Source organism: Mesorhizobium sp. WSM4307, from assembly GCF_007003945.1.
Classification (GTDB): Bacteria; Pseudomonadota; Alphaproteobacteria; order Rhizobiales; family Rhizobiaceae; genus Mesorhizobium.
On the sequence record NZ_VFTB01000001.1, the window covers coordinates 263,669 to 289,019 of the forward strand.

24 protein-coding genes are annotated in these 25,351 nt (G+C 64.2%); 17 read left to right on the plus strand and 7 right to left on the minus strand.

Features of this window, described 5'->3' with window-relative positions; translation table 11 throughout:
- The first annotated feature begins 208 nt into the window (after positions 1-208).
- The 5 genes from FJV83_RS01165 (at position 209) to glcF (ending at position 6,434) form a co-directional block, all read left to right on the plus strand.
- Complete coding sequence (locus tag FJV83_RS01165; RefSeq protein WP_095771345.1) at positions 209-1,531, plus strand: DUF3422 family protein; 1,323 nt, start codon at positions 209-211, stop codon at positions 1,529-1,531.
- 279 nt (positions 1,532-1,810) lie between these two features.
- The gene (locus FJV83_RS01170) at positions 1,811-3,307 is read left to right on the plus strand and encodes an FAD-linked oxidase C-terminal domain-containing protein (RefSeq protein WP_142877590.1); all 1,497 of its coding nucleotides are present in this window, start codon (positions 1,811-1,813) and stop codon (positions 3,305-3,307) included.
- A 4-nt stretch (positions 3,308-3,311) separates the two neighbouring features.
- Positions 3,312-3,896, plus strand: coding sequence for an ASCH domain-containing protein (locus FJV83_RS01175; protein WP_142886862.1), 585 nt, complete (start codon positions 3,312-3,314; stop codon positions 3,894-3,896).
- Entirely contained in the window at positions 3,893-5,098 is a 1,206-nt protein-coding gene (glcE, locus tag FJV83_RS01180) for a glycolate oxidase subunit GlcE (protein WP_142886861.1), read from the plus strand. The genes FJV83_RS01175 and glcE overlap by 4 nt, the downstream gene beginning before the upstream one ends.
- Positions 5,099-5,108: 10 nt before the next feature.
- Complete coding sequence (glcF, locus tag FJV83_RS01185) at positions 5,109-6,434, plus strand: glycolate oxidase subunit GlcF (RefSeq protein WP_142886860.1); 1,326 nt, start codon at positions 5,109-5,111, stop codon at positions 6,432-6,434.
- Between the two features lie 10 nt (positions 6,435-6,444).
- On the opposite strand, the gene FJV83_RS01190 is transcribed toward glcF, so the two are convergent.
- On the minus strand, positions 6,445-7,365 hold the full coding sequence (locus FJV83_RS01190; protein WP_095786845.1) for a bifunctional 5,10-methylenetetrahydrofolate dehydrogenase/5,10-methenyltetrahydrofolate cyclohydrolase: 921 nt from the start codon (positions 7,363-7,365) through the stop codon (positions 6,445-6,447).
- Between the two features lie 264 nt (positions 7,366-7,629).
- Positions 7,630-8,361, minus strand: coding sequence for a L,D-transpeptidase (locus FJV83_RS01195; RefSeq protein WP_142877596.1), 732 nt, complete (start codon positions 8,359-8,361; stop codon positions 7,630-7,632).
- 214 nt (positions 8,362-8,575) lie between these two features.
- Here FJV83_RS01195 and FJV83_RS01200 point away from each other — a divergent pair, with 214 nt between their 5' ends.
- The gene (locus FJV83_RS01200; RefSeq protein WP_095786844.1) at positions 8,576-9,214 is read left to right on the plus strand and encodes a DNA-3-methyladenine glycosylase I; all 639 of its coding nucleotides are present in this window, start codon (positions 8,576-8,578) and stop codon (positions 9,212-9,214) included.
- 86 nt (positions 9,215-9,300) lie between these two features.
- On the opposite strand, the gene FJV83_RS01205 is transcribed toward FJV83_RS01200, so the two are convergent.
- A complete protein-coding gene (locus tag FJV83_RS01205) occupies positions 9,301-9,552 on the minus strand; it encodes a hypothetical protein (protein WP_142886859.1) in 252 nt (83 codons plus the stop codon).
- A 253-nt stretch (positions 9,553-9,805) separates the two neighbouring features.
- Between FJV83_RS01205 and hisS the strand changes: the two genes are divergently transcribed.
- The 5 genes from hisS (at position 9,806) to FJV83_RS01230 (ending at position 16,224) form a co-directional block, all read left to right on the plus strand.
- Positions 9,806-11,308, plus strand: a complete 1,503-nt coding sequence (gene hisS, locus FJV83_RS01210; RefSeq protein WP_142886858.1) for a histidine--tRNA ligase — start codon at positions 9,806-9,808, stop codon at positions 11,306-11,308.
- A gap of 51 nt (positions 11,309-11,359) precedes the next feature.
- Positions 11,360-12,481, plus strand: coding sequence for an ATP phosphoribosyltransferase regulatory subunit (locus FJV83_RS01215; protein WP_142886857.1), 1,122 nt, complete (start codon positions 11,360-11,362; stop codon positions 12,479-12,481).
- Positions 12,478-13,176, plus strand: coding sequence for an ATP phosphoribosyltransferase (gene hisG, locus FJV83_RS01220; RefSeq protein ID WP_095786840.1), 699 nt, complete (start codon positions 12,478-12,480; stop codon positions 13,174-13,176). Before FJV83_RS01215 ends, hisG begins: the two co-directional genes overlap by 4 nt.
- A gap of 102 nt (positions 13,177-13,278) precedes the next feature.
- Entirely contained in the window at positions 13,279-15,051 is a 1,773-nt protein-coding gene (locus tag FJV83_RS01225; protein WP_142886856.1) for an AMP-binding protein, read from the plus strand.
- A 69-nt stretch (positions 15,052-15,120) separates the two neighbouring features.
- On the plus strand, positions 15,121-16,224 hold the full coding sequence (locus FJV83_RS01230; RefSeq protein ID WP_142886855.1) for a calcium:proton antiporter: 1,104 nt from the start codon (positions 15,121-15,123) through the stop codon (positions 16,222-16,224).
- A gap of 146 nt (positions 16,225-16,370) precedes the next feature.
- On the opposite strand, the gene FJV83_RS01235 is transcribed toward FJV83_RS01230, so the two are convergent.
- Positions 16,371-17,279 (minus strand): LysR family transcriptional regulator, encoded by a 909-nt coding sequence (locus FJV83_RS01235; RefSeq protein ID WP_142886854.1) that lies wholly within the window; start codon positions 17,277-17,279, stop codon positions 16,371-16,373.
- Positions 17,280-17,356: 77 nt separating this feature from the next.
- Here FJV83_RS01235 and FJV83_RS01240 point away from each other — a divergent pair, with 77 nt between their 5' ends.
- On the plus strand, positions 17,357-18,172 hold the full coding sequence (locus FJV83_RS01240) for a class I SAM-dependent methyltransferase (protein ID WP_142886853.1): 816 nt from the start codon (positions 17,357-17,359) through the stop codon (positions 18,170-18,172).
- Between the two features lie 12 nt (positions 18,173-18,184).
- Positions 18,185-18,709, plus strand: a complete 525-nt coding sequence (locus FJV83_RS01245; protein ID WP_142886852.1) for a hypothetical protein — start codon at positions 18,185-18,187, stop codon at positions 18,707-18,709.
- A gap of 52 nt (positions 18,710-18,761) precedes the next feature.
- On the opposite strand, the gene FJV83_RS01250 is transcribed toward FJV83_RS01245, so the two are convergent.
- Together FJV83_RS01250 and FJV83_RS01255 are read right to left on the minus strand one after the other, a co-directional pair.
- On the minus strand, positions 18,762-19,436 hold the full coding sequence (locus FJV83_RS01250) for a TetR/AcrR family transcriptional regulator (RefSeq protein ID WP_142877606.1): 675 nt from the start codon (positions 19,434-19,436) through the stop codon (positions 18,762-18,764).
- Positions 19,437-19,539: 103 nt separating this feature from the next.
- Positions 19,540-20,484, minus strand: a complete 945-nt coding sequence (locus tag FJV83_RS01255) for a nucleoside hydrolase (protein WP_142886851.1) — start codon at positions 20,482-20,484, stop codon at positions 19,540-19,542.
- Between the two features lie 103 nt (positions 20,485-20,587).
- Between FJV83_RS01255 and FJV83_RS01260 the strand changes: the two genes are divergently transcribed.
- Genes FJV83_RS01260 through FJV83_RS01275 form a run of 4 tightly spaced genes read left to right on the plus strand, consistent with a single transcriptional unit; the run spans position 20,588 to position 24,292 of the window.
- On the plus strand, positions 20,588-21,601 hold the full coding sequence (locus FJV83_RS01260) for a 2OG-Fe(II) oxygenase family protein (RefSeq protein WP_142886850.1): 1,014 nt from the start codon (positions 20,588-20,590) through the stop codon (positions 21,599-21,601).
- Positions 21,602-21,632: 31 nt separating this feature from the next.
- The gene (locus FJV83_RS01265; RefSeq protein ID WP_095786832.1) at positions 21,633-22,490 is read left to right on the plus strand and encodes an ABC transporter substrate-binding protein; all 858 of its coding nucleotides are present in this window, start codon (positions 21,633-21,635) and stop codon (positions 22,488-22,490) included.
- A 57-nt stretch (positions 22,491-22,547) separates the two neighbouring features.
- Positions 22,548-23,489 (plus strand): amino acid ABC transporter permease, encoded by a 942-nt coding sequence (locus FJV83_RS01270; protein ID WP_142886849.1) that lies wholly within the window; start codon positions 22,548-22,550, stop codon positions 23,487-23,489.
- Entirely contained in the window at positions 23,486-24,292 is an 807-nt protein-coding gene (locus FJV83_RS01275; protein WP_095786830.1) for an amino acid ABC transporter ATP-binding protein, read from the plus strand. Before FJV83_RS01270 ends, FJV83_RS01275 begins: the two co-directional genes overlap by 4 nt.
- Before the next feature lie 18 nt (positions 24,293-24,310).
- Here the strand turns inward: FJV83_RS01275 and FJV83_RS01280 are convergent, their stop codons facing one another.
- On the minus strand, positions 24,311-25,219 hold the full coding sequence (locus FJV83_RS01280) for a hydrogen peroxide-inducible genes activator (protein ID WP_019860002.1): 909 nt from the start codon (positions 25,217-25,219) through the stop codon (positions 24,311-24,313).
- Between the last annotated feature and the right edge of the window lie 132 nt (positions 25,220-25,351).

Consider the following 25,351-nt stretch of genomic DNA (forward strand, 5'->3'; position numbering starts at 1 on the left):
CAGCTGTGCCTGGGAATTGAACCGGTGTCGCGCAGGATAAAGCCTGCGTCGCCAACTGGTCAAATTATTTATCCAATTGGTCGAAACGTGTCGGTTTCGCCGTCCGGCGCAATATCATCTCCGGCTAAACTTGTTGTTTGCGTCGTCAGCCTATTGGCTCTAGAGGACGCGACTGCAAGAGGGTCTAGAGAACCCCGGGGGACAAGCCGTGTCAGACGACCCGTCCAATCTCGAATTCCAGCCGCGCGCCAAGGGCAGCGTCATGGGTTTCCCCGCGCATGAGGGCCGGCCCGGCGCGCTGGGAGAGGTCCATGCCAGGCCGCATCCGCTCATCGAAAAGCCGCGCGTCCTGATGCAACTCGCCTTCATGACCGAGGGTGGCTCCGGCGTCGACCATGCCGTGCTTTCCGAACTGTCGCGGCGTCTTGGCATCGCCGCGCCCGACCGTCAGGCCCGCCATCACGCCATGAAATGGGGCAAGGGCTCGCTGCGCTGGGAACGGCATACGGAGTTCTCGACCTATCTGTGGGAAGGTCCGCTTTCCGAAAGCGGCAGGGCGCAGGAGGACACACCCTTCGGTAACGGCTTTTCGCCGCCGGGCACCGTCATTTCGGGTATCCGGCTCGAGATCCGCAAATGGACGCAGGCGAGCGAGCGACTGATCGCCGCTTTCGATCCGACCAGCCTGTGCTACTCGCTGGTCGAGCGCGGCAATGCGGCCATCGTCACGGATTTCCGCCAGGATGGCGACGGCATGACCCGCATATTGGTGCTTGACCGCGGCCTGACGCCGGCGCGCACCGGGGCGCTGTCGCAGCGGCTGATCGACATCGAAACCTACCGGACGCTCGCCATGCTCGGCCTGCCGCTGGCGCTGACCTTGTCCGGCCGCGCCCGCCGCATCGAGGACAGGCTCGCCCAGACCACGCTGGAAATGAAGGTTGCCGAGACCCGTGACAGCCAGACTTTGCTCGCCGACCTGACCGAACTTGCCGCCGAACTGGAGGCCGACGCTGCCTCCAGCCTCTACCGCTTCGGCGCCAGCCGCGCCTATGACGGCATCGTCGTCGAGCGGCTGGAAGCGCTCGAGGAAGAGGCCGTGCCAGGCTACGACACCTGGGGCGGGTTCCTGCAGCGCCGGGTCGCACCTGCCATGCGCACCTGCCGGTCGGTCGAGGAGCGGCAGGCCAATTTGTCGCGCAAATTGACCCGCGCCACGACGCTGCTGCGCACCTGGGTCGATGTCGAGGTCGAGAAGCAGAACCGCGATCTGCTCGCCTCGATGAACAACCGCGCGCGGCTGCAGCTGCGCCTGCAGCAGACCGTCGAAGGACTCTCGGTGGCCGCCGTCTCCTATTACGTCGTCGGCCTCATCGGTTATGTCGCCAAGGGCGCCTCGATCTTCGGTCATGCTTTCGCGCCGGAAGTCGTCACCGCTGCCTCGGTGCCGGTCGCCATCCTGCTGGTCTGGTGGGGCGTGCGTCGCGTGCGCCGCATGCATTCCGAGCCGGCCAAGCACCCCGGCGAATAGCGGCAGCCCTACCCTCCAACTTGTGGGGAGGGTCGGCTCATGATCGTAGCGAAGCAAAGATCGTGAGCCGGGGTGGGGGTCTTCATAAGCGCCGCGCTGCCCCCACCCCGCTCACTTCGTTCACGACCCTCCCCACAAGAGGGAGGGTAAGACAGCGGCAGATTGCCGCTGCGGAAGGTTCTCTCGTCTCGTGAACGTGGGCTCCGCCACCACGGCATTTGCAACCAGCGCGCTTCACTGGTAAAAGATTTTGACCAGTCAAGCAAAATGAGGCTACTGATGTCCGGCCTGGCCATGCCGAAACCTGACGACGCCACGATGCGCCGGCGCGACGAGATCGTCGCCGACATGCGCATCATCGTGCCGGGCGAGGGTGTGGTCGACGCGGCCAATGCCATGCGCGCCTTCGAGAGCGATGGCCTGACCGCCTATCGGCAATTGCCGCTGGTCGTCGTTCTGCCCGAGACGGTGGCGCAGGTCTCCCGCCTGCTGAAATACTGCAACGACCGCAACATCCGCGTCGTGCCGCGCGGTTCCGGCACCTCGCTGTCGGGTGGCGCGCTGCCGCTGGAAGACGCGGTGCTTCTGGTGATGAGCCGCTTCAACCGCATCCTTGCGATCGATTTTCCAAATCGCATCGTCGTCGCCCAGCCGGGCGTCACCAATCTCGGCATCACCACCGCCGTCGAGCAGGAGGGCTTTTACTACGCCCCCGATCCATCCTCCCAGATCGCCTGCTCGATCGGCGGCAATGTCGCGGAGAATTCAGGCGGCGTGCACTGCCTGAAATACGGCCTCACCGCCAACAATGTGCTCGGCATCGAGATGGTGCTGATGAATGGCGAGGTGGTGCGGCTCGGCGGCAGCCATCTCGATGCCGAGGGCTATGATCTGCTTGGCGTGATGACCGGTTCCGAAGGCCTGCTCGGCGTCGTCACCGAAGTCACGGTCCGCATATTGAAGAAGCCGGAGACGGCGCGCGCGCTGCTGATCGGCTTTCCGACCAGCGAGCAGGGCGGCCAGTGCGTCGCCGACATTATCGGCGCCGGCATCATTCCCGGCGGCATGGAAATGATGGACCGGCCGGCGATCCACGCGGCGGAGGATTTCGTCCACGCTGGCTATCCCCTCGATGTCGAGGCGTTGCTGATCGTCGAGCTCGACGGGCCGGGCGTCGAGGTCGATCACCTCATCACCGCTGTCGAGGCGATCGCCATAAGCAACGGCTCGACCACCTGCCGCATCTCGCAATCCGAGCAGGAGCGGCTGAGCTTCTGGGCCGGCCGCAAGGCGGCCTTCCCGGCGGTCGGTCGCATCTCACCCGACTATTACTGCATGGACGGCACAATCCCCCGCAAGGAACTGCCGCGTGTGCTCGCCGGCATGCGCGAGCTGTCGGAAAAATACGGTCTCGGCGTCGCCAATGTCTTTCACGCCGGCGACGGCAATCTGCATCCGCTGATCCTCTACGATGCCAATGTTCCCGGCGAACTCGACAAGGCCGAAAGTTTTGGCGCCGACATATTGCGCCTCTGCGTCAAGGTCGGGGGCGTGCTGACGGGGGAACATGGGGTCGGGGTCGAGAAGCGCGACCTGATGCCGGAAATGTTCAACCAGGTCGATCTCGACCAGCAGATGCGCGTCAAATGCGCCTTCGACCCCAATCACCTGCTCAACCCGGGAAAGGTGTTCCCGCAACTGCGCCGGTGTGCGGAGCTGGGAAGGATGCATGTGCATCGCGGGCAAGTGGCGTTTCCGGATATTCCGAGGTTTTGAGAGGATGCTGTTCCGGGACCAGACCCTTGCGGCCATTGCGTCGGGCGAAGCGACGCTCGCCTTTCGTCGCTGGCGGCGGCCGACGGTCAGGGCTGGCGGGCGGGTGAGAACGGCGTCGGGCGTCGTGCTGATCGGCGATATCACGGTCGTGGAGATGTCCGCACTGACGGAAAAGGATGCCAGCGCGGCTGGCTTTCCGACACTCGCGGCCCTGCGGGAGATGCTTGGGCCTGATGACGGCACCCCGGTCTATCGCATCGAACTCACCGGTCTTGAGCCCGACGAGCGGGTTGCCTTGCGCGGCGAGGCCTCGCTGTCCGATGCGGATTGGCACGCCCTGACCTTGCGCTTTGCCCGCTGGGACAAGACGGCGCCTGGCTATTTCCCGTCGATCCTGCGGGCAATCGGCGCCCATCCGGAAGTGCGGGCGGCGGACCTGGCGGCCAAGGCCGGCGTCGAGACGCCGAAATTCAAGCAGGATGTCCGCAAGCTCAAGGAACTCGGGCTCACCGAGAGCCTCGAGATCGGTTACCGGCTGTCGCCAAGGGGCGAAGCCGTGCTCGAGAAGCTCAGGGAGCACAGGCTTTGACGACTTTCACCCCGAAAACGTCAGGCGAAGTCCTGTCCACCATTGCCTGGGCGGTGGCGGAAGGGACGCCGCTCGAAATTATCGGCCATGGCTCCAAGCGCGGCATCGGCCGTCCGTTGCAGACCGAGCACACGCTCGACCTGTCGAAACTCACCGGCATCACTCTTTATGAACCCGCCGAACTGGTGCTGTCGGCCAAGGCCGGCACGCCTTTGGCCGAGATCGAAAAGCTGCTGGCGGACAACGGCCAGCAGCTCGCCTTCGAGCCGATGGACTACGGCCCGCTGCTCGCCGGCGAACCGGGCAAGGGCACGATCGGCGGCGTGCTTGCCGCCAACCTCTCCGGTCCGCGCCGGCTAAAGGCGGGCGGGGCGCGCGATCATATCCTCGGCATCAACGTCGTGTCCGGCCGGGGCGAAGCTTTCAAGTCCGGCGGACGCGTGGTCAAGAATGTCACCGGCTATGACATGTCGAAGCTGATGGCCAACAGCTGGGGCACGCTGGCCGTTTTCACCGACGTCACCTTCAAGGTGCTTCCTGCCGCCGAGACCGAGGTGACGCTCGCGGTCCGTGGCCTGCTTGACGACGCCGCGGCGAGCGCCATGGCGTTGGCACTCGGCTCCAGCGCGGAAGTGTCGAGTGCCGCCCATCTGCCGGAGCGGATCGCCGCGCGCGTAGCCGGCGGCGCGCTCGGCAGCGACGCTGCCACGCTGCTGCGCGTCGAAGGTTTTGGCCCGTCCGTCGCCTATCGCATCGCCGCGCTGAAGACGCTGCTCGGCAAGGCCGGACCGCTGGAGGAGATTGCCGGCGAGGCTTCGCGGCTGATCTGGCGCGGCGTGCGCGATATCAGGCCTTTCGCCGACAGCAGCGAAAAACCGGTCTGGCGCGTGTCGATGACACCTTCCCAGGGCCACCAGATGGTGCTGACCTTGCGCATGCAGGCGGCCGTCAGCGCCTTCTATGACTGGCAGGGCGGGCTGGTGTGGTTGCGTATGGAGGAGGGCGATCCGGAAGCCGCTCTGCTGCGCGGGCTGTTGCGAAAACATGGCGGCGGCCATGCGACGCTGGTGCGCGCCGTCCCCGCCCATCGCGCCGCGCTGCCGGTGTTCGAGCCGCAGCCGCCGGCGCTGGCAGCGCTCAGCCAGCGGCTGAAGCAGGAATTCGACCCGAAGAACATCCTCAATCCCGGCCGCATGGCCTAGGACATCAGCGATGCAGACGAATTTCTCATCCGATCAGCTCGCCGACCCGCATGTCGCGGAATCGGAAAAGATCCTGCGCAAATGCGTGCATTGCGGCTTCTGCACCGCCACTTGCCCGACTTATGTGACGCTCGGCAACGAGCTCGATTCGCCGCGCGGGCGCATCTATTTGATCAAGGACATGCTGGAGAACGGCCGTCCGGCCGACAAGGAGATCGTCACCCATATCGACCGCTGCCTGTCGTGCCTTGCCTGCATGACCACATGCCCTTCGGGCGTCAACTACATGCACCTGGTCGATCACGCCCGCGCCCACATCCAGGAGACCTATAGCAGGCCGCTGCTAGACCGCCTGACTCGCGCCATGCTGGCCTTCGTGCTGCCCTATCCCCAACGTTTTCGCGCCGCGCTCAAGCTGGCGAAACTCGGCAAGCCCTTCATCGGCCTGTCCGAGAAGATCCCGGCACTAAAGCCACTCGCCGCCATGCTCAAGCTCGCGCCGGCTTCAATCCCGGCGGCCTCGCCGATGGCCTCGCCGGGTGTCCATGCCGGGCAGGGGGCCAAAAAGGGTCGCGTCGCCATTCTCACCGGCTGCGCGCAGTCGGTGCTCGACCCCGCCATCAACGACACGACGATTTCGCTGCTGACGCGCCTCGGCGTCGAGGTCGTGGTGCCACCGGGCGAAGGCTGCTGCGGCGCATTGGTCCATCATATGGGGCGCGAAGAGGCCGCGCTTGCCTCGGCAAGACAGAATGTCGATGCCTGGACGCGCGCCATGGACCAGGGCGGGCTCGACGCCATCATCATCACCGCGTCCGGTTGCGGTACGACGATCAAGGATTATGGCTTCATGCTGCGGCTCGATCCGGCCTATGCCGGCAAGGCCGCGCGCGTCTCGGCGCTGGCCAAGGACATCACTGAATATCTGGCCGCTTTCGACATGCCCGAGCCGGTGCGCAAACCGGGCACGGTCGTCGCCTATCACTCCGCCTGTTCGATGCAGCACGGCCAGAAGATCATCCGCCAGCCGAAGGAGTTGCTGGCCAAGGCCGGCTTCATCGTGCGCGAGCCGCGCGAGGGTCATCTGTGCTGCGGCTCGGCCGGAACCTACAACATCCTGCAGCCCGAGATTTCGGCAAAACTGCGCGACCGCAAGGTGAAAAACATCGAGGCGACGGGCGCCTCGATTGTCGCCACCGGCAATATCGGCTGCATCACCCAGATCGCGTCGGCCGCCAGCATGCCGGTGGTGCACACCATCAAACTGCTCGACTGGGCTTATGGCGGGCCGAGGCCGGAGGGTGTTCAGGACGAGAGCCTGATCGCGGCGGAGTAGGGAGCGGCGCCTACTCCGCCGCGAGCCTATCCGCCGTGCCATAGGTCGCCTCATAAAGCGCGCGCTGGCGGCTGAGCGCCACCATCGTGTTGCGCAGCAGGATCGCCACCGTGATCGGGCCGACGCCGCCCGGCACCGGCGTGATCCAGGAGGCCACGTCTTTCACACTGTCGGTGTCGACGTCGCCGACGATGCGGCTCGTCCCATCGGGTCCGATCTCGGAATTGATACCGATATCGATGACGGCAGCTCCTGGCTTCACCATGTCGGCCTTGATCAGCCGCGGCCTGCCCACGGCGACGAACAGCGCGTCAGCGCGGCGCGCATGCGCTGCGACCGATCGCGTCATGTGATGGCAGACCGTGACCGTCGCGCCTTCGCTCATCAAGAGGAAGGCGATCGGCTTGCCGACGATTTCCGAATGGCCGACGATGACGACTTCGAGCCCCTTGAGGTCGAGGCCGGTCTCCTTGAGCAGTTCGACGGAGGCAGCCGCCGTGCAGGGCGCCAGATCAAGCTGGTTGTAGACGATGTTGCCGATCGAGGCCGGGTGCATGCCTTCGACATCCTTGAGCGGATGCACCGCCGCCTGCAGCGTCTTGACCGGAATATGTGCGGGCACCGGCCGCTGGATGATGATGCCGGTGACGCGTGGATCGGCGTTCAGCCCGTGGATGGCCGCTTCCAGTTCGCCCGAGGTGATGGTGGCGGGAAAACGCCGTTCCTCGAAATCGATGCCGGCAAGCTGCGCCTTGGCGCGTTGGTTGCGCACATAGACATCCACGGCATCGGTATCGCCGACGGTGATCGAGATCAGCTTAGGCGCAAAACCCTCGGCCTTGGCAATCGCCGCATCCTCGCGCACGGCGGCGATGATGCGCTGGGCAACCGGGCCGCCCTTGAGATAGCGGCTGTCGTCGGGCAGGGACATGGCTGGCACTCTTTTCTTGCGTTGGCGCCGACATAGCAAAAGACCATCGAAAATGGCAGCATGAAAGCGAAGCGCCATGCCTTCTGCGCGACGCAACGACGCGGGCTTTGTCGCAGGTGCGGGACGCCGATCAAAGAAGAAGGGCAGCGCGGTTTCCCGTGCTGCCCCTCCTGACTGACCGCATCCCCATACGGCCCGTCCCCCGTTATTCCTTCCGACTTCAGGAAACGATGTGCTTCCCGACCAGGTGATTCGCTACGGCTATCATATCACCTCGACCGTGGTTCCGACATTGACCCGTTCATAAAGGTCGACCACGTCCTCGTTGCGCATGCGGATGCAGCCTGACGACACCGCGCCGCCGATCGTCCATGGCTGGTTGGTGCCGTGGATGCGGTATTCGGTCGTGCCGAGATAGAGCGCGCGGGCACCGAGCGGGTTCTCGATGCCGCCGGCCAGATAGGTCGGCAGATAGCGGCCCTTGGCGGCTTCGCGCTTGATCATCTGCGCCGGCGGGCGCCAGTCCGGCCACTCGCGCTTATTGGTGATCTTGTGCGTGCCCGACCATTCGAAGCCTGGCTTGCCGGTGCCGACGCCGTAGCGCCGCGCCTTGCCGTTCTTCTCGACCAGATAGAGGAAGTTCTGCGTGGTATCGATGACGATCGTGCCCGGCTTCTGCGGGCCGTCATAGGCGACTTCCTGCGGCAGGTAGATTGGGTTGATCTGCGGGCGCACGACCATGCGTTTCGCCGGCGCCTGCACGGCCGCCGTCTGCACGCGGTCTGGCTGTGCCGGTTGCGCGGTGCGCAGGCGCGGCTGCTGGCGGTTCTGCCGCACAATGCCGGGCGCATTGCCGAGTTGCAGCACCCAGGGGGCGGAAAGGTCGGGGCTCACCATCACCGGCGGCCTGTCGGCATAGCGGTCGCCAGCGGCCGAGGGTGTGACGCCGGCAAACACAGCCACGGCGCCGAGCACGGAAAACACAACTCTCTTCATCGGGAACGCACCTTGGATCGTCTGATACACCGGGTGGAAACGCTCCCCGGTCCAGCGATCATTGGCGCGCAAGCAGCAACCGAAACATGAATCGGAATGCGTAAAATGCGGTTCTGTCAGTAAACCTTTTGGTGTGGTTACCGCCGGGTTCAGGAATCTGGTAAAGCCACGGTAAAAGCAGCGCCAGAGCGCGTTAACGGATGGACTTTTCGCAATGAGCAATGAAAACACCGGCCTGCTTGCCGGCCCCGACGGGGTCGCGCGCTGCTTCTGGCACGGCAACCTGCCCGACTATCTGCACTATCATGATCATGAATGGGGCCGGCCGGTGGCCGACGACCGCAGACTGTTCGAAAAGATCTGCCTCGAAGGGTTTCAGTCCGGCCTGTCGTGGCTGACCATCCTGCGCAAACGCGAGAATTTTCGCGAGGCCTTCGCCGGCTTCGATTTCGACAAGGTCGCCGCTTTCACCGACAAGGATGTCGAACGCCTGCTCGGCAATGCCGGCATCATCCGCCATCGCGGCAAGATCGTCTCGACCATCAACAACGCCAAGCGGGCCCGCGAAATGGTCGACGAGTTCGGATCGCTCGCCGCCTGGTTCTGGAAGTTCGAACCCGGCAAGGCGGAACGGCCCGAAATCGTCGACCTCGCCCATCTGCGCGCCAACCCGACGACGGCGGTCTCGGTGCGGATTTCGAAGGAACTGAAGAAGCGCGGCTGGAGTTTTGTCGGCCCGACCACGGTCTATGCCTTCATGCAAGCCATGGGCTTGGTCAACGACCATCTAGAGGGCTGTGTCTGCCGCAAGCAGGTGGAGAAGGAACGCAAGGCGTTCAAACGGCCGACATAGCTCCCTTCTCCCGTTCACGGGGAGAAGCCCAGCCGCATTACCAATCCTGCGATCAAGAAAATATGGAACCAACGAAGCGGGCGGTTTCAGGTGCCGTTGACGCTGGCCAGGAGCAGTCCGGCGACGATCGCCACCACCGTGGCCACCGTCGGATAGATCACCAGCAGACCGGTCACCAGGGCGTCACGCAGGGAAGGGCCCTTGCCGGTGTCGGCGGGCATCTCGAACGGTCCGGCAGCCTGGCCAGCCGGTCTCGGCGCATGGGTGCCGGCCGGGCGCAGCCGCGCTGGCAATTCGCCGGCATCGCTGTTGGCATGGAATTTCACTGCGCTGGTCATGTCCCGAACCCCTTCGTGTCGATGCGTCATATCGGCTCCGATTGTGTCGGCACGATGCCGCGCCCATGGCGGGATTGTTTCATTCTCGGTGCGTTTCTATTTCACCGTAGTTCGCTTCTGTCTTCTTTTGACCCGAGCAGGTCTGAAGCACCCGCCCTTGCCGCTCTGCGCTTCATCGTTTAGGACACGCGCGTTGCGAAAATCGCAACATTGTTGACCTGCAAGCATCACGAAACACCGGGCAAAACATCTCATGGCCGACAAATCGGAAAAGACGAAAGCGCGGCTGCCGCGCGGTTTTGCCGACCGCAGCGCCGAGGACATCCGCGCCGTCGAAAAGATGATGGCGACGATCCGCTCGGTCTTTGAGCTTTACGGTTTCGAAGCGGCCGACCAGCCGCTGATCGAATACACCGATGCGCTCGGAAAATTCCTGCCCGACCAGGACCGCCCGAACGAAGGCGTGTTCTCTTTCCAGGACGATGACGAGCAGTGGCTGTCGTTGCGCTACGATCTGACGGCGCCGACGGCGCGTTTCGTCGCCGAGAATTACGAGCGCCTGCCAAAGCCCTACCGCAGCTATCGCTCCGGCTGGGTGTTCCGCAACGAGAAGCCCGGCCCCGGCCGCTTCCGCCAGTTCATGCAGTTTGACGCTGACACGATCGGCACACCGGGCGTCGCCGCCGACGCCGAGATGGCGATGATGATGGCCGACGTCATGGAAGCGCTCGGCGTCAAGCGCGGCGACTACGTCATCCGCGTCAACAACCGCAAGGTACTCGACGGCGTGCTGGAGGCGATCGGCCTTGGCGGTGACGAGAACGCCGGACGCCGACTGACCGTGCTGCGCGCCATCGACAAGCTGGACAAGCTCGGGCCGGAAGGGGTGAAGCTCCTGCTTGGCCCGGGGCGCTGGGATGGCGGCAAGGAAGGCGAAGGCGATTTCGCCAAGGGGGCAGGCTTGAACAACGGGCAAGCCGAGGCGGTTCTTCAGGCAACGGCGAGGAATGCGCAGGCCGGCCAGGATTCCATGGTCAATTCGAACGCGACCTATCAGGAAGGCGTCGGCGAACTTGCGATCATCGAAGCGCTGGTCAGGGCGGCGGGATATGGCGAAGACCGCATCGCCATGGACCGCTCGGTGGTGCGCGGCCTCGAATATTACACCGGCCCCGTCCTGGAGGCTGAACTGCTGGCCGAAATCCCCAACGAGGACGGCCAGATCGTGCGCTTCGGCTCGGTCGGTGGTGGCGGGCGCTATGACGGCCTGGTCTCGCGCTTCCGCGGCGAGCCGGTGCCGGCGACCGGTTTTTCCATCGGCGTCAGCAGGCTGATGACGGCGCTGAAGAACCTCGGCAAGCTCGACAGCGCCGACGTGATCGCGCCGGTCGTGGTCCTGGTCATGGACAAGGACACCGAAAGCCTCGGCCGCTACCAGAAGATGGTGAGCGAATTGCGCGCCGCAGGCATCCGTTCCGAAATGTATCTCGGCGGGGCCGGCATGAAGGCGCAGCTGAAGTATGCCGACCGGCGCGGCTGCCCGGTCGCCATCATCCAAGGCGGCGACGAGCGCGCCAAGGGCGAGCTGCAGATCAAGGACCTGATCGAAGGCGCGCGCATGTCGGCCGAAATCACCGACAACGCCGAATGGCGCGCCGCACGCCCGGCGCAGGTGACGGTGGCGGAAGATGAATTGGTCGCGGAAGTGAAGAAGATCCTGGCGGCGCAGGCCGAGGAGAGGGCGCGTGGCAAGTAGAGGCCGCCCCGCTGGTCCCAAATCAGCTGATCGTGCGATACGGAGGCCAAATTGACCTCCCGCTTCCCCGCCATCGCAGCCGACATCACCAGTCTCTTCGCCACCCGCAACACGCATGCGGTAGAGGTCGCCATATTGCAGCCGGCGGACCCGTTCCTCGACATGGCCGGCGAGGATCTGCGCCGCCGCATCTTCCTTACCGAGAGCGAGACCGGGCAGACACTGTGCCTGCGGCCGGAATTCACCATTCCGGTCTGCCTTGACCATATAGGCTCGCAGGCCGGCACGCCGCGCCGCTATTCCTATCTCGGCGAAGTCTTTCGCCAGCGCCGCGAAGGCGGCAACGAGTTCTTCCAGGCCGGCATCGAGGATCTCGGCGACCGTGATACGGCGGAAGCCGATGCCCGTTCGGTGGCCGACGCGCATGCGCTGCTTTCGCTGGTGCTGCCTGGCCGGTCGCTTGAGGTCACGCTGGGCGATCAGGGCATCTTCGAAGCGGTGCTGGCGGCGCTCGGGCTGCCGCGCGGCTGGCGCATGCGGCTGGCCCGTGCCTTCGGCTCGGCGCCGATGCTGCAGGCGGCATTGGCCGACCTTGCCAACCCGCCGCGCAACGGCCAGCTTTCCGGCGACGTCGCTGCCCTTGTCCTTGACGGGGATCTTGAAGGTCTCTCGGCGCACGTCGCCGGCGGCATGGAAGAGGCCGGCCTGTCGGCATCGGCCGGCCGCGCGCCCTCCGACATTGCGCGGCGGTTGATCGAGAAGGCCGAATTGCGCAGCGTGCGGCTGTCGAACGAGGCCTTCGCGGCGCTGAAGAACTTTCTGGCGATCGACGTGCCGCTCGATGGCGCGGCGCAGGCGCTGGAAAGCTTTGCCGCCGGCGCCGGGCTGTCGCTTGGCGCCGCGCTGGAGAAATTCGCTGCCCGTGCCAAGGCGATCGAGGCGCATGGCTTGCCGGCGGCAAAAATCCGCTACGATGCCGCCTTCGGCCGTCCGCTCGATTACTACACCGGTGTGGTCTTCGAGATCGCGGCGCAAGGCGGCGAGCGTCCCCTGGCCGGTGGCGGCCGCTACGACCGGTTGCTGACCCTGCTTGGCGCCAAGACGGCCATCCCCGGCGTCGGCTTTTCCGTCTGGCTCGACCGCATCGAGGCGTTGCGGGAGACGACACCATGATCACTCTGGCGATCCCTTCGAAAGGCCGGCTCAAGGAACAGGCGCTGGAGGTGCTGGCCAAGGCCGGCCTCGCCATCAGCCTGCCCGGCGACGAGCGCAAATATCATGCCCGTGTCGAGGGCCTGGACAATGTCGAGGTCGCCTTCCTGTCGGCTTCCGAGATTGCAGGCGAGATCGGCCAGGGCGCGGTCGATCTCGGCATTACGGGCGAAGATCTGGTGCGGGAAAACCTCGCCGATTGGGAAGCCCGCGCCGAAATCGTCGCCCGCCTCGGCTTCGGCCATGCCGATGTCGTGGTGGCGGTGCCCGAAATCTGGCTCGATGTCGACACCATGGCCGATCTTGACGACGTTGCCGCCGATTTCCGCCAGCGCCACGGCCGGCGGCTGCGCATCGCCACCAAATACTGGCGGCTGACGCAGCAGTTCTTTTCGCAGAAACACGGCATCCAGGTCTATCGCATCGTCGAAAGCCTCGGTGCCACCGAAGGCGCGCCGGCGGCTGGACTGGCCGATGTCATCGTCGACATCACCACCACCGGCTCGACGCTGCGCGCCAACCATCTCAAGGTGCTGGGCGACGGCGTGGTGTTGAAGTCGCAGGCCTGTCTGGTCGCCTCGAAAAAGGCGCGAACCGCAGGCGATGAAGCCACCTTGCGCGACATCGCGGCGAAGATGGCGGTGGCGGTCGGATAGCCAAACCACCGCTCCGAGGGACCGGAACTCCTCGACCATCGACAGGATTTCCACTGCCACGCCGGGCTGATAGACTCGGCGCGGCCTGGGGAGGAAACAGCGATGCCGGTCAATCTCGACGAGCTGAAGAACGCCACCAATCTGCGCGGCCGCGCTGGGCGCGCCGGCAGCGTCTTTATCGCACCCATCGACGGCAGGGCGCACGTCTCGGGCGAGCGCAAGGTGCCGCTGCTCGACAAGACCATTCCCGCCCTTTTCTCCGACACGGCCAGCAAATACGCCACGCAAGATGCCGCCGTCTTCGTCGGCCAAGACAAGCGCTTCACCTGGAGCGAACTATCCGACACGGTGGATGCGCTGGCTGCCGGCTTCCTGGCACTGGGTCTCGAAAAGGGCGAACGCGTCGGCATCTGGTCGCCCAACCGCTGGGAATGGCTGGTGACGCAGTTCGCCACCGCCCGCATCGGCCTGGTCCTGGTCAACATCAACCCGGCCTACCGGCTGACCGAGCTGGAATATGCGCTGAACAAGGTCGGCTGCAAGGCTTTGGTCACGGCCGCCAGCTTCAAGACCTCGGACTATCTCGGCATGATCGAGACGCTGGCGCCGGAGATCGCGAAGGCCACGCCGGGCAAGCTGAAGGCGCAAAAATTGCCTGATCTGAAGATCGTCATCCGCATGGGCGAGGACAATTCGCCGGGCATGTTCAATTTCGCCGACGTGCTGGCCATGGCCGGCCGCGACGAGCATGACAGCCTCGACCGCATTTCCGAGGGGCTGAAGCCGAACGACGCCATCAATATCCAGTTCACCTCGGGCACGACGGGCGCGCCCAAGGGCGCGACGCTGACGCACCACAACATTGTCAACAACGGCAATTTCGTCACCGCCGCGATCAAGCTCACCGTCGACGACCGGCTCTGCATCCCGGTGCCGCTCTATCATTGCTTCGGCATGTCGATGGGCACGATGGGCTGCGTCACCAAGGGCGCGACCATGGTGTTTCCGGGCGAGGGCTTCGACCCGGGCGCCACGCTGAAGGCGGTGGCGCAGGAACGCTGCACCGGCCTCTATGGCGTGCCGACCATGTTCGTCGGCATGCTCGACCATGCGGATTTCGCGACCTTCGATCTCTCCAGCCTGCGCACAGGCATCATGGCCGGTTCGCCATGCCCGATCGAGGTGATGAAGAAGGTGGTGTCGCTGATGCATATGTCCGAGGTGACCATTGCCTACGGCATGACCGAGACCAGCCCGGTCTCGTTCCAGAGCGGCGTCGGCGACCCTCTGGAAAAGCGCGTTTCCACCGTCGGGCGCATCCACCCTCATGTCGAGGTCAAGGCCATCGACGCCGACGGCGCCACCGTCGCGGTCGGCGCGCCGGGCGAGCTCTGCACGCGTGGCTATTCCGTGATGAAGGGCTATTGGGACGACGCCGAAAAGACCCACGAGGCGATCGACGCCGATGGCTGGATGCACACCGGCGACCTCGCCACCATCGACGCGGAGGGCTATTGCAATATTGTCGGCCGGGTCAAGGACATGGTCATCCGCGGCGGCGAGAACGTCTATCCCAGAGAGGTCGAGGAATTCCTCTACCGCCATCCCATGGTCAGGGAGGTGCAGGTCTTCGGCATTCCCGACCAGAAATATGGCGAAGAGCTGTGCGCATGGATCGTGCTCAAGCCCGGCCAGATCGCCACCGAGCAGGAGATCAAAACCTTCTGTGCCGGCCAGATCGCGCACTACAAGATCCCGCGCCACATCCGCTTCCGCACCGAATTGCCAATGACGGTGACCGGCAAGCCGCAGAAGTTCCTGATGCGTCAGGCGATGGTCGAGGAACTGGGGCTGGTGGCGCAGAAGACGGCGTGAACGGGTGAATGCTTCGATCTGTCGGTGCGCGAATGCAGCCACGGTTCGCAGAAGCACGCAGGGGCTTGGATGAGCGGTTTCGGACGATCGATGACTTCCTATGCGATGCCGCTGGCCGCCTTGGTGATGGCTGTCGCGGTCAGAGCGAGCGGGCTGTCGGTGGACCAAGGTTCGCTGAACGCCAGGATCCTTGTCGGTGCGCTGTCGAGTGCGATCATGTTCGTCACCATTTTCGTGGTACTCGACCACGCCGAGGCGGTGGCTCGGCGGGTAGGGGAACCGTACGGCACGCTGGTGCTGACCTTTGCCGTCACGGCAATCGAAGTATCGATCATCGTTTCCATGATGCTGCATGGTGAGAACAACCCGACGCTGGCACGGGAGTCCGTCTTCTCGACGGTGATGATCACATCCACCGGCGTTGTCGGCATGTGTCTCGCGCTTGGCGGCTGGCGTCATCGCAAGCAGGCCATCTTGCGGCAAGGGACCAGTGCCTATCTGGCGGTTCTGATCGCGCTGACCGTCATGACGCTTATTCTGCCGACCTACACCCGGGCCACGGATCCCGGCACGTTTTCGGCAGCCCAACTTGGTTTCGTCAGCGTCCTTTCAGTGCTGCTCTATGCAAGCTTCGTGTTCGCGCAGACCGTCCGGCACCGGGAAGACTTTATCCAGGGACAACCACACGACGTTTCGGTGCGCGCTGCCCCTCATGAGAACATCTCTGCCAGCGCCCTGCTGCTGATGGCCGGGCTGATCGGAATTGTCATGCTCGCCGAGCAGGTCGCGGCAAGCGTCGAAGATACGCTCGTTGCCTATCAGGTGAGCCAGGCTGACAGCATTGTGGGGGCAATGATCGCGGGGCTGGTGCTGATGCCGGAGGCCATTTCGGCGGTGCGCGCTTCACTAAACAACGAGCTGCAGCGCGGTTTGAATGTCGCGATGGGTTCGGCCTGCGCCACGATCGGCCTGACCATACCGGGAGTCGCAGCTGCCAGCCTGCTGACGGGGAGAGGACTGACCCTGGGGTTGCCGGCTGCTGATGCGGTCCTTTTGGTCTTGGCGCTTTTCATATGCAATGTAAGCTTCAGCACGGAAAGAACGACGTTCTTGACCGGAACGGTCCATCTTGTAGTATTTTTTACTTATGTATTTTTGATATTTGTACCATGAAATATTTGGTGCAAGTAAGCGACCGGATGCAGGGATGAGGCACCCGCTGATCGGGAAACCGTTGCCGACCGGGTTATCGAGAGAGCAATCATCCACTTCCGCAACGAACTGCCGATGACGCCAAGAGGGCGGCACTCTTGATTGCCTCAGATCGCGGATTTGAGGTGATCGATGAAGGCGCGCAGCTTCGGCAGGATCTGGCGCTTGCCGGGGTGATAGAGGAAGACGCCAGGCGTCATCGCGGCGACGGTGTCCAGCACGGGCTCGAGTTTTCCCTGGGCAATCGGACCTTCGGCGACCGGTCGCGGCGTCTGCGCCAGACCGATCCCTCGCATGGCGGCCCCGAGCAATGTCGGATAGTCGTGGGCGATCAGCGGACCTGAGACCATCGCCTCGATCGCTTCGTTGCCGTCGGCGAACGTCCACGGCGCGATGGCGCCGTTGGAACGACGCAGGCGCAGGCAGGCATGCCGGCGCAAATCGTCGATACGCTCAGGGCGGCCATGGCGATCGAGATAGTCGGGACTGCCCACGACCACGAACGAGAAGGACGGCGTCAGCCGCACCGCCACCATATCGGTGGCAATGAACTGCCCGAGGCGGATGCCGGCATCGAACCCGCCTGTCGCCAGATCGACCATCTCGTCGCTCGCGGCGATCTCCAGTTCGACTTCGGGATAGGCCTGGCAGAACGAAGCGATCACCGGCTCCAGGATCAACGGCACGACGGCGCGCGGCACCGACAGGCGCAGCAGGCCGGTCGGCCGCTGGCCGACGTCACGCGCGGCCTCGCCCGCGGCGACGATCTCCTCGAAGCCGGGGCCGGCACGGTCGAGGAAGCGCTGACCGGCCTCGGTCAGGCCGACACTGCGTGTCGTGCGGACAAACAGCGCCGCGCCGATGCGGACTTCCAGCGCGCGCACCGCCTGGCTTACGGCCGACGGCGTCACGCCGAGATCGGCGGCGGCGCGGCGGAAGTTGCGGTGTCTGGCGACAGCCAGGAACACCTCGACGCCCTCCAGCGCCCCGTGTCGGATTGTGTAGTTCTGCTTCATGGGTCATTGTGATTACACCGGATAGTCGAACGATGGAAGCGGGTTTAGGTAAGAGCTTGAGACAGGAGCATCTTGCCATGACCGATGAACTTGATGGAGTGCGCGACCATTATCGCGCGACCGGCCTGACTGAACGGTTGAGGACGGTACTGGCTGAGTTCGGCCCGGAGCATCAGCTTCTCACGCCGCAGCAACTGGGCACCCTCGACCAGTTTCACACCCGTGGGCTTGCGGCCACCGCCGAGCTTGCCCAATTGGCTGACATCACCGCTGACATGTCGGTTCTGGACGTTGGCGCGGGCGTCGGCGGGCCGGCGCGCTTCCTGGCTGCGACTTATGGCTGCCACGTTATCGGCGTTGACCTCAGCGAGCCTTTCGTGGATGCCGCGCGCTACCTGACCGAGCGCACCGGGCAGGGCGAGCGTCTGTCGTTCCAGACCGCCAACGCCCTGGAGCTTCCGTTCGATGACGGCCGTTTCGACATCGTGCTGCTGCAGCATGTGGCGATGAACATCTTCGACCGGGGGCGGCTCTATCGCGAGATTCGCCGCGTGCTGAAATCAGGCGGCAGTTTTGCCACCTTCGACGTCGTGTTGGGCGGCGGCCAGCCGCACTATCCGCTTCCCTGGGCGCGAACACCGGCGACGAGCTTTCTCATGACAATCGACGCGACGCGTGAGGCGATCGAGCCGGCCGGCTTCCGCATGCTGGCATGGCAAGACGACACCGAGGCCGCCAAGGCCTGGTTCGCACAGTTGCGGGCGTCGGGTCCGCCGCCTTCGCCCAATCTCGGCGTGGTGATGGGGCCGGACTTCGCCGAGCTTGCAGCCAATTTGGGACGAAATCTCATGCAAGGCCGGCTCGGCATCCTGACCGCGCCGACCAACAGCTGACGGGAGACCACAATGTCGACGGAAATCCTTTTCCAGATCCAGCTCGTTCTCGGCTATGTCGCATGGCTGCTGTGCTTTGGTGCCTACATCTGGCCCTGGCTGAGCTCGATGGACGGGGTCGCGGCGCAACGCGCCATTGCCACCCTGCACAGTTTCCGTTTCTTCGGGCTCGTCTTCATCCTTCCGGGCGTCGTCGGCCCCGACCTGCCCGCCAGCTTCGCCACCTTTGCCGCCTATGGCGACTTCGCAACCGGGCTGTTGGCCATGCTGGCACTGTTTGCCGTAAGGATACGCCCGCTTTTCTGGCTATTCGTCATTGCCTTCAATGGCGTCGGGACAGTCGATCTCGTCGGGGACTATTACCTCGCCATCCAGGCCGATCTTCCTGCCCATGCGGGATTGTTGGGTGCGACCTATGTGATCCCGGTCATCTACGTGCCACTGCTGATGATCACGCACGTCGCCGCGTTCTATTTTCTGCTACGTCCCCATCAGAACGCGACTCGCGCCATTACCAACGAGGCGGCTGCTTCGTAGATATTCGGAGGTCCGCTGGACGCGCCGCAGCCCATTATCGCTGGCACGCCCTTTAGCGCCGTCCGCTCTGGATCACCGACGGCCGCGGCGCCGAGCCTGGCTCCTGCACCAGCGGTCCGAGCAAGACCTCTCCGAACAGCGGCTGGTAGCTCCTGCGCACTGCCGGATCCTCCTTGAAGGACAGCGCGTACTGGCCGATCTGGTGGAAGTAGGTGATGCGCGCCCGCACCAGGCTTTCGTCCTCGGGATAGCCCATGGCGCGGAAGGAGCGGATCAACAGCGCGATGCGCAGATCGTCCATGTCCTTGACCTCCCGCGCCAGCTTCTTCGACGTTCGCGACCAGTCGCGGACCGCCAGGTCAAGCAGCGGGCTGAACGGCGCTTCATCGACCCAGACATGCACGATGTCGGTGAAGAACTGCAGGCCGTCTATGTCGTGCATGTCGCGCATGGCCCGGAACGGCGCGCAATTGGTGTTTCGCCATTCCTGCAGCAGGCCGTCGCGAAGATCGGCAAGGCTGGCGAAGTGGAAGTAGAAACTGCCGCGCGTCACCTTGAACTGGCGCGCCAGGCGATCGATCTTGACCTCGCCGATGCCGCGCTTTTCCAGCACCTTGCGCGCGGCCGTGATCCAGGCTTCGCGGCTGAGCGTCTGCCGCGCCGCTTTCGCAGGCGGGGCGGCCTTGGACGGTCTCTTGCTTCTGGCCGGGGCGCTTTCGGCTTTCATCTGATCAAGACCTTCATCGCCATGCGCGACGCCTGCAAACCGTTCGTCGGCTTCGATGCGCTTCGCGACTCATCAAGTGTCCATCTATCGCGGACGGCGCAACTCAGGGCAATGCGCTGATTCGCTCCAGCATCAACTCGAAGAACGGCGCCGGTTCGATGCGTCGCAGGACATTGCAGTTCTTGCGCCGGCCGGTGACATGCCACCAGTCGACCACGGTCATGCCGATCGTCTCCGGCGAGACGATGTCGACCGTCACCGCGCATTGGCGCTGCTCATAGATTTGCGGCGCCAGCAGATAGCCGGTGACGCAGGCATCATGGATGGGGCGCGCCGGCGTTTCGAATTTGTGCGTGCCGTACTGGCGGTAGAAGTCGGCCAGATTGGCGGCCTCGACCGCCGCGCGGCTGCCGGTTGCCCGCAGTCGGTCGAGCCATTCCGGCGTCATCAGCGCGGTGTAGGTGCAGTCTATGCCAGCCATGGTCACCGGCACGCCGCTGTCGAATACCTTATGCGCGGCATGCGGATCGACGAAGATGTTGAATTCCGCCGCCGGCGTGGCGTTGCCGCCCTGGAAGAAGCCGCCGCCCATCAGCACGACTTCGCGCAGCCGGGGCACGATCCTCGGCTCCATGGTCATGGCCATTGCGAGATTGGTCATTGGCCCCAGCGTGCAGACGGTCAACTCACCCTCCGGCGCGTCCATGATGGTGCGCACGAGATAATTCACCGCGTGTTCGCTCTGCAGAGGCGTCACCGGTTCGGGAAGATCGGCGCCGTCGAGGCCGGTTTCGCCGTGAACATATTCGGCAGTGATCAGCTTGCGCACCATCGGCGCCGGGCATCCGGCATGCACCGGCACATCGGCCCGCCCGGCAAGCTCCACCACCTTGAGCGCATTCTTCGACGTCAGGGCAAGCGGCACGTTGCCGCCGACCGTGGTGATGCCGACCACGTCGAGTTCGGCCGGCGACCCCAGCGCGAAGAGGATGGCGAAGGCGTCGTCCTGGCCCGGATCGGTGTCGATGATGATCTTGCGTGGTGCCATGTTTGAGCGCTCTTCCTTTTGCGATCGAAAGCCTATTGATGAGGCCGTTCGGATGTGTAGAAATACAGTACTGTATCTTATGTTCAAGACAGGGTGTTCGAAAATGGATGCACAAGAGCGCGGCGATTTTTCCGAAATTCCGATCCTCGACGTCTCGGCGCTCTATGGCGACGATGAGGGCGCCGTCCGGGCAACGGCGGCGACGCTGCGCCGCTATCTCGAGACGATCGGCTTCCTCTATGTCACCGGGCATCCCATTCCGCGCGCCGATGTCGAAGCCGTGCGCGAAGCCAGCAAAAGCTTCTTTGCCTTGCCCGAAGAGGAAAAGGCGAAGCTGAAAATCGACAGGAATTTCCGCGGCTATCTGCCCTTTGCCGGCTCGACCATCGTGACCTCGTCGGTGGCAACCGTCAGCAAGCCCAACCAGAGCGAATCGATCTTCTTCATGCACGAGGTCGGCGCCGACGATCCAAGGGCCTTGGCCGAAAAGCCGCTCCAGGGCCCCAACCAATGGCCCGACGAAACGGCACTTGCCGGTTTCAGGGAGACGATAGAGCGTTATGTCGACGAGATGGGGACGCTCGCGCGCAAGATGGTTCGCGCCATCGCGCTCTCGCTCGGACTGCCCTCCGACAGCCTCGACCGCTATTTCGAGCAGCCGACGACCTTCCTGCGGCTGCTGCACTATCCGACGCAGCCCCACGAAGAAGGCCTCTTCGGCTCGGCGCCGCACACCGACTACGGCTTCATCACCTTGCTGGCGCAGGACAATGTCGGGGGCCTCGAGGTCAAGAACAAGGCCGGCGACTGGGTTCCGGCACCTCCCGTTCCAGATTCCTTCGTGATGAATGTCGGCGACATACTGGCGCGCTGGTCGAACGACCAGTTCGTCTCGACGCCGCACCGGGTCATCAACCGGTCGGGGCGCGAGCGCTATTCGCAGCCCTTTTTCTTCGATCCGTCCATGGACGAGACGATCGAGGCGCTGTCGGTCTGCGTGCCGGCCGGTACGCAGCCGAAATACGGGCCGGTGCTCTACGGCGACTATCTGATGGAGCGCATCGACAAGAACTACCACTATCGCAAGAAGAAGGCGGCGGAAGCCGCCGGCGCATAACGGCAAACAAGCAAAAGTAAGGGGAACAGCAATGAATGCATATCTGCGAATGACCGGCCTTGCGCTGGCGATATCCACCATGGCCTGGGGCGAGGTTTCCCAGGCCGCCGAGGTTGCGAAATCCACCGACGTCAAGCAGAGCGGAACGCTCGCCGTCGCCAACACGCTGGACTATGCGCCGTTCGAATATCTCGATGCCGACGGCAAGCAGACCGGCATCATCATCGAACTGGCCGGCGAGGTGGCCAAGCTCGTCGACGCCAAGCTCGACGTGCAGCGCACGCCCTTTCCCTCGATGATCCCTGGCCTTGCGGCCGGCCGCTTCAAGATCGCCTGGGAGACGTTCTCGGCGACGCCCGAGCGGCTGAAGCAGGTCGATTTCGTCATGTTCCTCAAGGCCGGGCTCGCGGTCTCGACATCGCCCGACAAGAAGGCGAGCTTCAGCGGCGACACCCCGCTCTGCGGCAAGCGCATCGGCGTCTCGGCCGGCAGCGCCTCGGACTTCCTTGTCGACAAGCTGAGCAAGGAGTGTACCGACAAGGGCCAGGCGGCCATCGCGAAGTCGGTCTTCAACTCCTCGACCGATATCGTCCAGGCCGTGCTGTCGGATCGCGTCGACGCCCGCATGGACGATGCCACCGCCTCGAGCTATTTCGAGGTGACGAGCAAGGGCCAGCTGCTGGTGCTGCCGACGCTTTACGAGGTCGCGCCGCTCGGCATGGCGATTGCCAAGGACGACAAGGAGACCGCCGACATGATGGTGGGCGCGCTTGCCGAACTGTTCAAGAACGGCACCTACAAGGCTATCCTCGACAGATACGGCATGGGCGCCTACGCGATCAAGGAACCCTATTTCGTCGGCACCATGGACGCGCTTCGCGCCGAATAGGAATTGCCCGGCGCCTGATCCTAAGTCAGGCGCCGGCCAGCAACCAGGAGACCATTGATGGGCGTGGCCCACCCGACCGAGATTGGCGTCGAGCCCGGCATTGCCGCCGCCGTGTCACGATTGACCGTCGTGCCGCAGCGCCGCTACGGCATCTGGATCGGCACCGCGTTCGCCTTGCTGCTGGCCTTCCTGATCGTCCGCGCTTTTGCCAGCAACCCAGCCTTCGCCTGGGACACGGCCGCCGGCTACCTGTTCCATCCCTCGATCATGCGCGGCCTTGGCAACACGCTGGTGCTCACCGTCATCATCATGGCGCTGGCGATCGTGGTCGGCACCGTCATCGCCATCATGCGGGTGTCGCCAAGTCCGGTGCTGCGCGCCTTCGCGGGGGTCTATGTCTGGTTCTTCCGGGGTGTCCCGGCGCTGATCCAGCTGATCTTCTGGTTCAACCTGTCGCTGCTGGTGCGCGAAATCTCGCTCACTCTGCCCTTTCTGGGCACGCCGTTTTCCGTGCGCACCAATGATTTCATGACCCCGTTCTTCTCCGCGGTCGTCGCGCTTTCGCTGTGCGAGGCCGGCTACATGGCCGAAATCATCCGCGCCGGCATAAAGTCCGTGCCGTCGGGCCAGGCGGAAGCGGCGAGTGCGCTCGGCATGCCCTACCGCATGATCCTGAAGCGCATCACCCTGCCGCAAGCCATGCGCTTCGTGCTGCCGCCGACCGGCAACGAGGCGATCAACCTCCTGAAGATGACGTCGCTGGTGACCTTCATTGCGGTCGACGACCTGTTCTACACCGCGCAAAGCATCTATGCCCGCACCTTCGAGACCATCCCGCTCTTGATCGTGGTCGCCTTCTGGTACCTCGCCGTGGTCAGCATCCTGTCGGTTGGGCAGCATTTCCTGGAGCGCCATTTCGGCCGTAGCGACACGCGCCGTGAACCTCTGACGATGCGCGCCTTGCGCAACGTGATCAGCCTGCGCGGCATTGCCCGATGAGCGATGTGAAGTCCGATAATCGCGCCCGCTTCGGCGTGCCGGCCGATTCCATGGTGTTCGCGCGCGGCGTGCGCAAAACCTATGGCTCGCTCGAGGTCCTCAAGGGTGTCGACTTCGACGTGCCCGAGGGCTCGGTGGCCTGCATCATCGGCCCGTCGGGATCCGGGAAGAGCACGTTCCTGCGTTGCATCAACCATCTGGAAAAACTGAGCGGCGGCATCCTGTTGGTGGACAGCCAGTTCGTCGGCTACGACCTCCAGGGCGACAGGCTCTACGAGGTCAAGGACGATCTCCTGTGCCAACGCCGGGCTGAGATCGGCATGCTGTTCCAGTCGTTCAATCTGTTCTCGCACATGACGGTGATGGAGAACCTGATCGAAGCGCCGACGCAGGTGCGGCGCGTCCCGGTCGACCAGGCCAAGGCCGAAGCGGAAGTCCTGCTAAGGCGCGTCGGCGTTGCCGACAAGGTCGACCGCTATCCGCGCGAACTGTCCGGCGGCCAGCAGCAGCGTGTGGCGATCGCGCGCGCCATGGCGATGAAGCCGAAGGTGCTGCTGTTCGACGAGCCGACATCGGCACTCGACCCGGAACTGGTCGGCGAGGTGCTGCAGGTGATGCGCGATCTGGCCGAGAGCGGCATGACGATGGTCGTCGTCACTCACGAGATCGGCTTTGCCCGCGAGATCGGCGATCAGCTCGTCTTCATGGATGGCGGTGTGATCGTCGAACGCGGTGCGCCGCGCGAGATGATCGCCGACCCGAAATCGCCGCGCACCCGCGAGTTTCTGTCCCGCGTTCTCTGACGTCCGGTTGATCATTTCTCACGCGGCCAACACCGCCGCGCCGAGGCTGCGGATGATCTTGGCCAGTTCGACGCATTCGCCATGCCTTGCATTGTTCCGCCGCCAGGCAAGGCAAATCATGCGCTGCGGCATCGGTTCCTGGAACGGCACGATCTTGAGGTCGGGGATGGTGCCGGCTGGGCCGGTCGCCATTTCGGGGATCAGCGTGACGCCGAGCCCGTGCGCCACCATCTGCAACAGCGTGGTCAGGCTGGTGGCGCCGTAGCTGGCCATCGCCACCGGCCGCACATTGCCGCAGACCGCCAGCGCCTGTTCGCGCAGGCAATGGCCCTCTTCCAGCAGCATCAGCCTTTCCAGCGCCGGGCTTTCGGGCGGAACCGGCGGCGAGGCGAAGGCCGGGTCGCCCGCCGGGACGGCAAGGAAGAACCGGTCGGAAAACAGCGCCTCGGTGATCAGGCCCGGATGATCGAGTGGAAGCGCCGCGATGAAGGCGTCGAGCTTGCGCGATGCGATGTCGTCGACCAGCGTGGCGGTGACCGCCTCGCGCAATTCGAGCAGCAGGGCCGGAAAATGCTTTTTCAGTTCGGGCAAAGCGCGCGGAAGGAGATAGGGCGCGACCGTCGGGATGATGCCCAGCCGGAAGCGTCCCTCCATGGCGGTGCGGCCGCGCCTTGCCGTCGTCTCGACGTCGCGTATGTCGGCCAGGATGCGTTCGATGCGCGGCAAAAGCGCGATCGCTTCGTCGGTCATGCGCACCGACTTGCCGCCGCGTTCGAACAGCCGGCAGTTCAGCCTCTGTTCCATCTCCGCGATCTGCGAGGACAGCGCCGGCTGGCTGACGCCGGCCAGTTTTGCCGCGCGTCCGAAATGTAGCGTCTGCGCCAGCGCGTCGAAATAATGCATCTGGCGAACTGTCAATCCGATCATAAGAAAATCCTATCGAAAGGAACAGGAAAGGCAATTTGTTTTTATCGCCAATGCGGCCTAGTCTGGAATCATTCCAAGATGGTGCGGCCGACGAGCCGCCCCCAAAATCCTGGCAAAGATCAAAACTCGGCA

Bases quoted from the DNA above. Each gene is read 5' to 3' on its own strand.
- FJV83_RS01200 (WP_095786844.1), top strand. From the start codon at position 8,576: ATGAGCAATGAAAACACCGGCCTGCTTGCCGGCCCCGACGGGGTCGCG.
- FJV83_RS01280 (WP_019860002.1), bottom strand. From the start codon at position 25,219: ATGATCGGATTGACAGTTCGCCAGATGCATTATTTCGACGCGCTGGCG.
- FJV83_RS01240 (WP_142886853.1), top strand. From the start codon at position 17,357: ATGACCGATGAACTTGATGGAGTGCGCGACCATTATCGCGCGACCGGC.
- FJV83_RS01175 (WP_142886862.1), top strand. From the start codon at position 3,312: ATGCTGTTCCGGGACCAGACCCTTGCGGCCATTGCGTCGGGCGAAGCG.
- FJV83_RS01250 (WP_142877606.1), bottom strand. From the start codon at position 19,436: ATGAAAGCCGAAAGCGCCCCGGCCAGAAGCAAGAGACCGTCCAAGGCC.
- FJV83_RS01195 (WP_142877596.1), bottom strand. From the start codon at position 8,361: ATGAAGAGAGTTGTGTTTTCCGTGCTCGGCGCCGTGGCTGTGTTTGCC.
- FJV83_RS01275 (WP_095786830.1), top strand. From the start codon at position 23,486: ATGAGCGATGTGAAGTCCGATAATCGCGCCCGCTTCGGCGTGCCGGCC.
- FJV83_RS01255 (WP_142886851.1), bottom strand. From the start codon at position 20,484: ATGGCACCACGCAAGATCATCATCGACACCGATCCGGGCCAGGACGAC.
- FJV83_RS01230 (WP_142886855.1), top strand. From the start codon at position 15,121: ATGAGCGGTTTCGGACGATCGATGACTTCCTATGCGATGCCGCTGGCC.
- FJV83_RS01270 (WP_142886849.1), top strand. From the start codon at position 22,548: ATGGGCGTGGCCCACCCGACCGAGATTGGCGTCGAGCCCGGCATTGCC.
- FJV83_RS01260 (WP_142886850.1), top strand. From the start codon at position 20,588: ATGGATGCACAAGAGCGCGGCGATTTTTCCGAAATTCCGATCCTCGAC.
- FJV83_RS01190 (WP_095786845.1), bottom strand. From the start codon at position 7,365: ATGTCCCTGCCCGACGACAGCCGCTATCTCAAGGGCGGCCCGGTTGCC.
- FJV83_RS01265 (WP_095786832.1), top strand. From the start codon at position 21,633: ATGAATGCATATCTGCGAATGACCGGCCTTGCGCTGGCGATATCCACC.
- glcF (WP_142886860.1), top strand. From the start codon at position 5,109: ATGCAGACGAATTTCTCATCCGATCAGCTCGCCGACCCGCATGTCGCG.
- hisG (WP_095786840.1), top strand. From the start codon at position 12,478: ATGATCACTCTGGCGATCCCTTCGAAAGGCCGGCTCAAGGAACAGGCG.
- FJV83_RS01225 (WP_142886856.1), top strand. From the start codon at position 13,279: ATGCCGGTCAATCTCGACGAGCTGAAGAACGCCACCAATCTGCGCGGC.
- FJV83_RS01235 (WP_142886854.1), bottom strand. From the start codon at position 17,279: ATGAAGCAGAACTACACAATCCGACACGGGGCGCTGGAGGGCGTCGAG.
- FJV83_RS01245 (WP_142886852.1), top strand. From the start codon at position 18,185: ATGTCGACGGAAATCCTTTTCCAGATCCAGCTCGTTCTCGGCTATGTC.
- FJV83_RS01205 (WP_142886859.1), bottom strand. From the start codon at position 9,552: ATGACCAGCGCAGTGAAATTCCATGCCAACAGCGATGCCGGCGAATTG.
- hisS (WP_142886858.1), top strand. From the start codon at position 9,806: ATGGCCGACAAATCGGAAAAGACGAAAGCGCGGCTGCCGCGCGGTTTT.
- FJV83_RS01170 (WP_142877590.1), top strand. From the start codon at position 1,811: ATGTCCGGCCTGGCCATGCCGAAACCTGACGACGCCACGATGCGCCGG.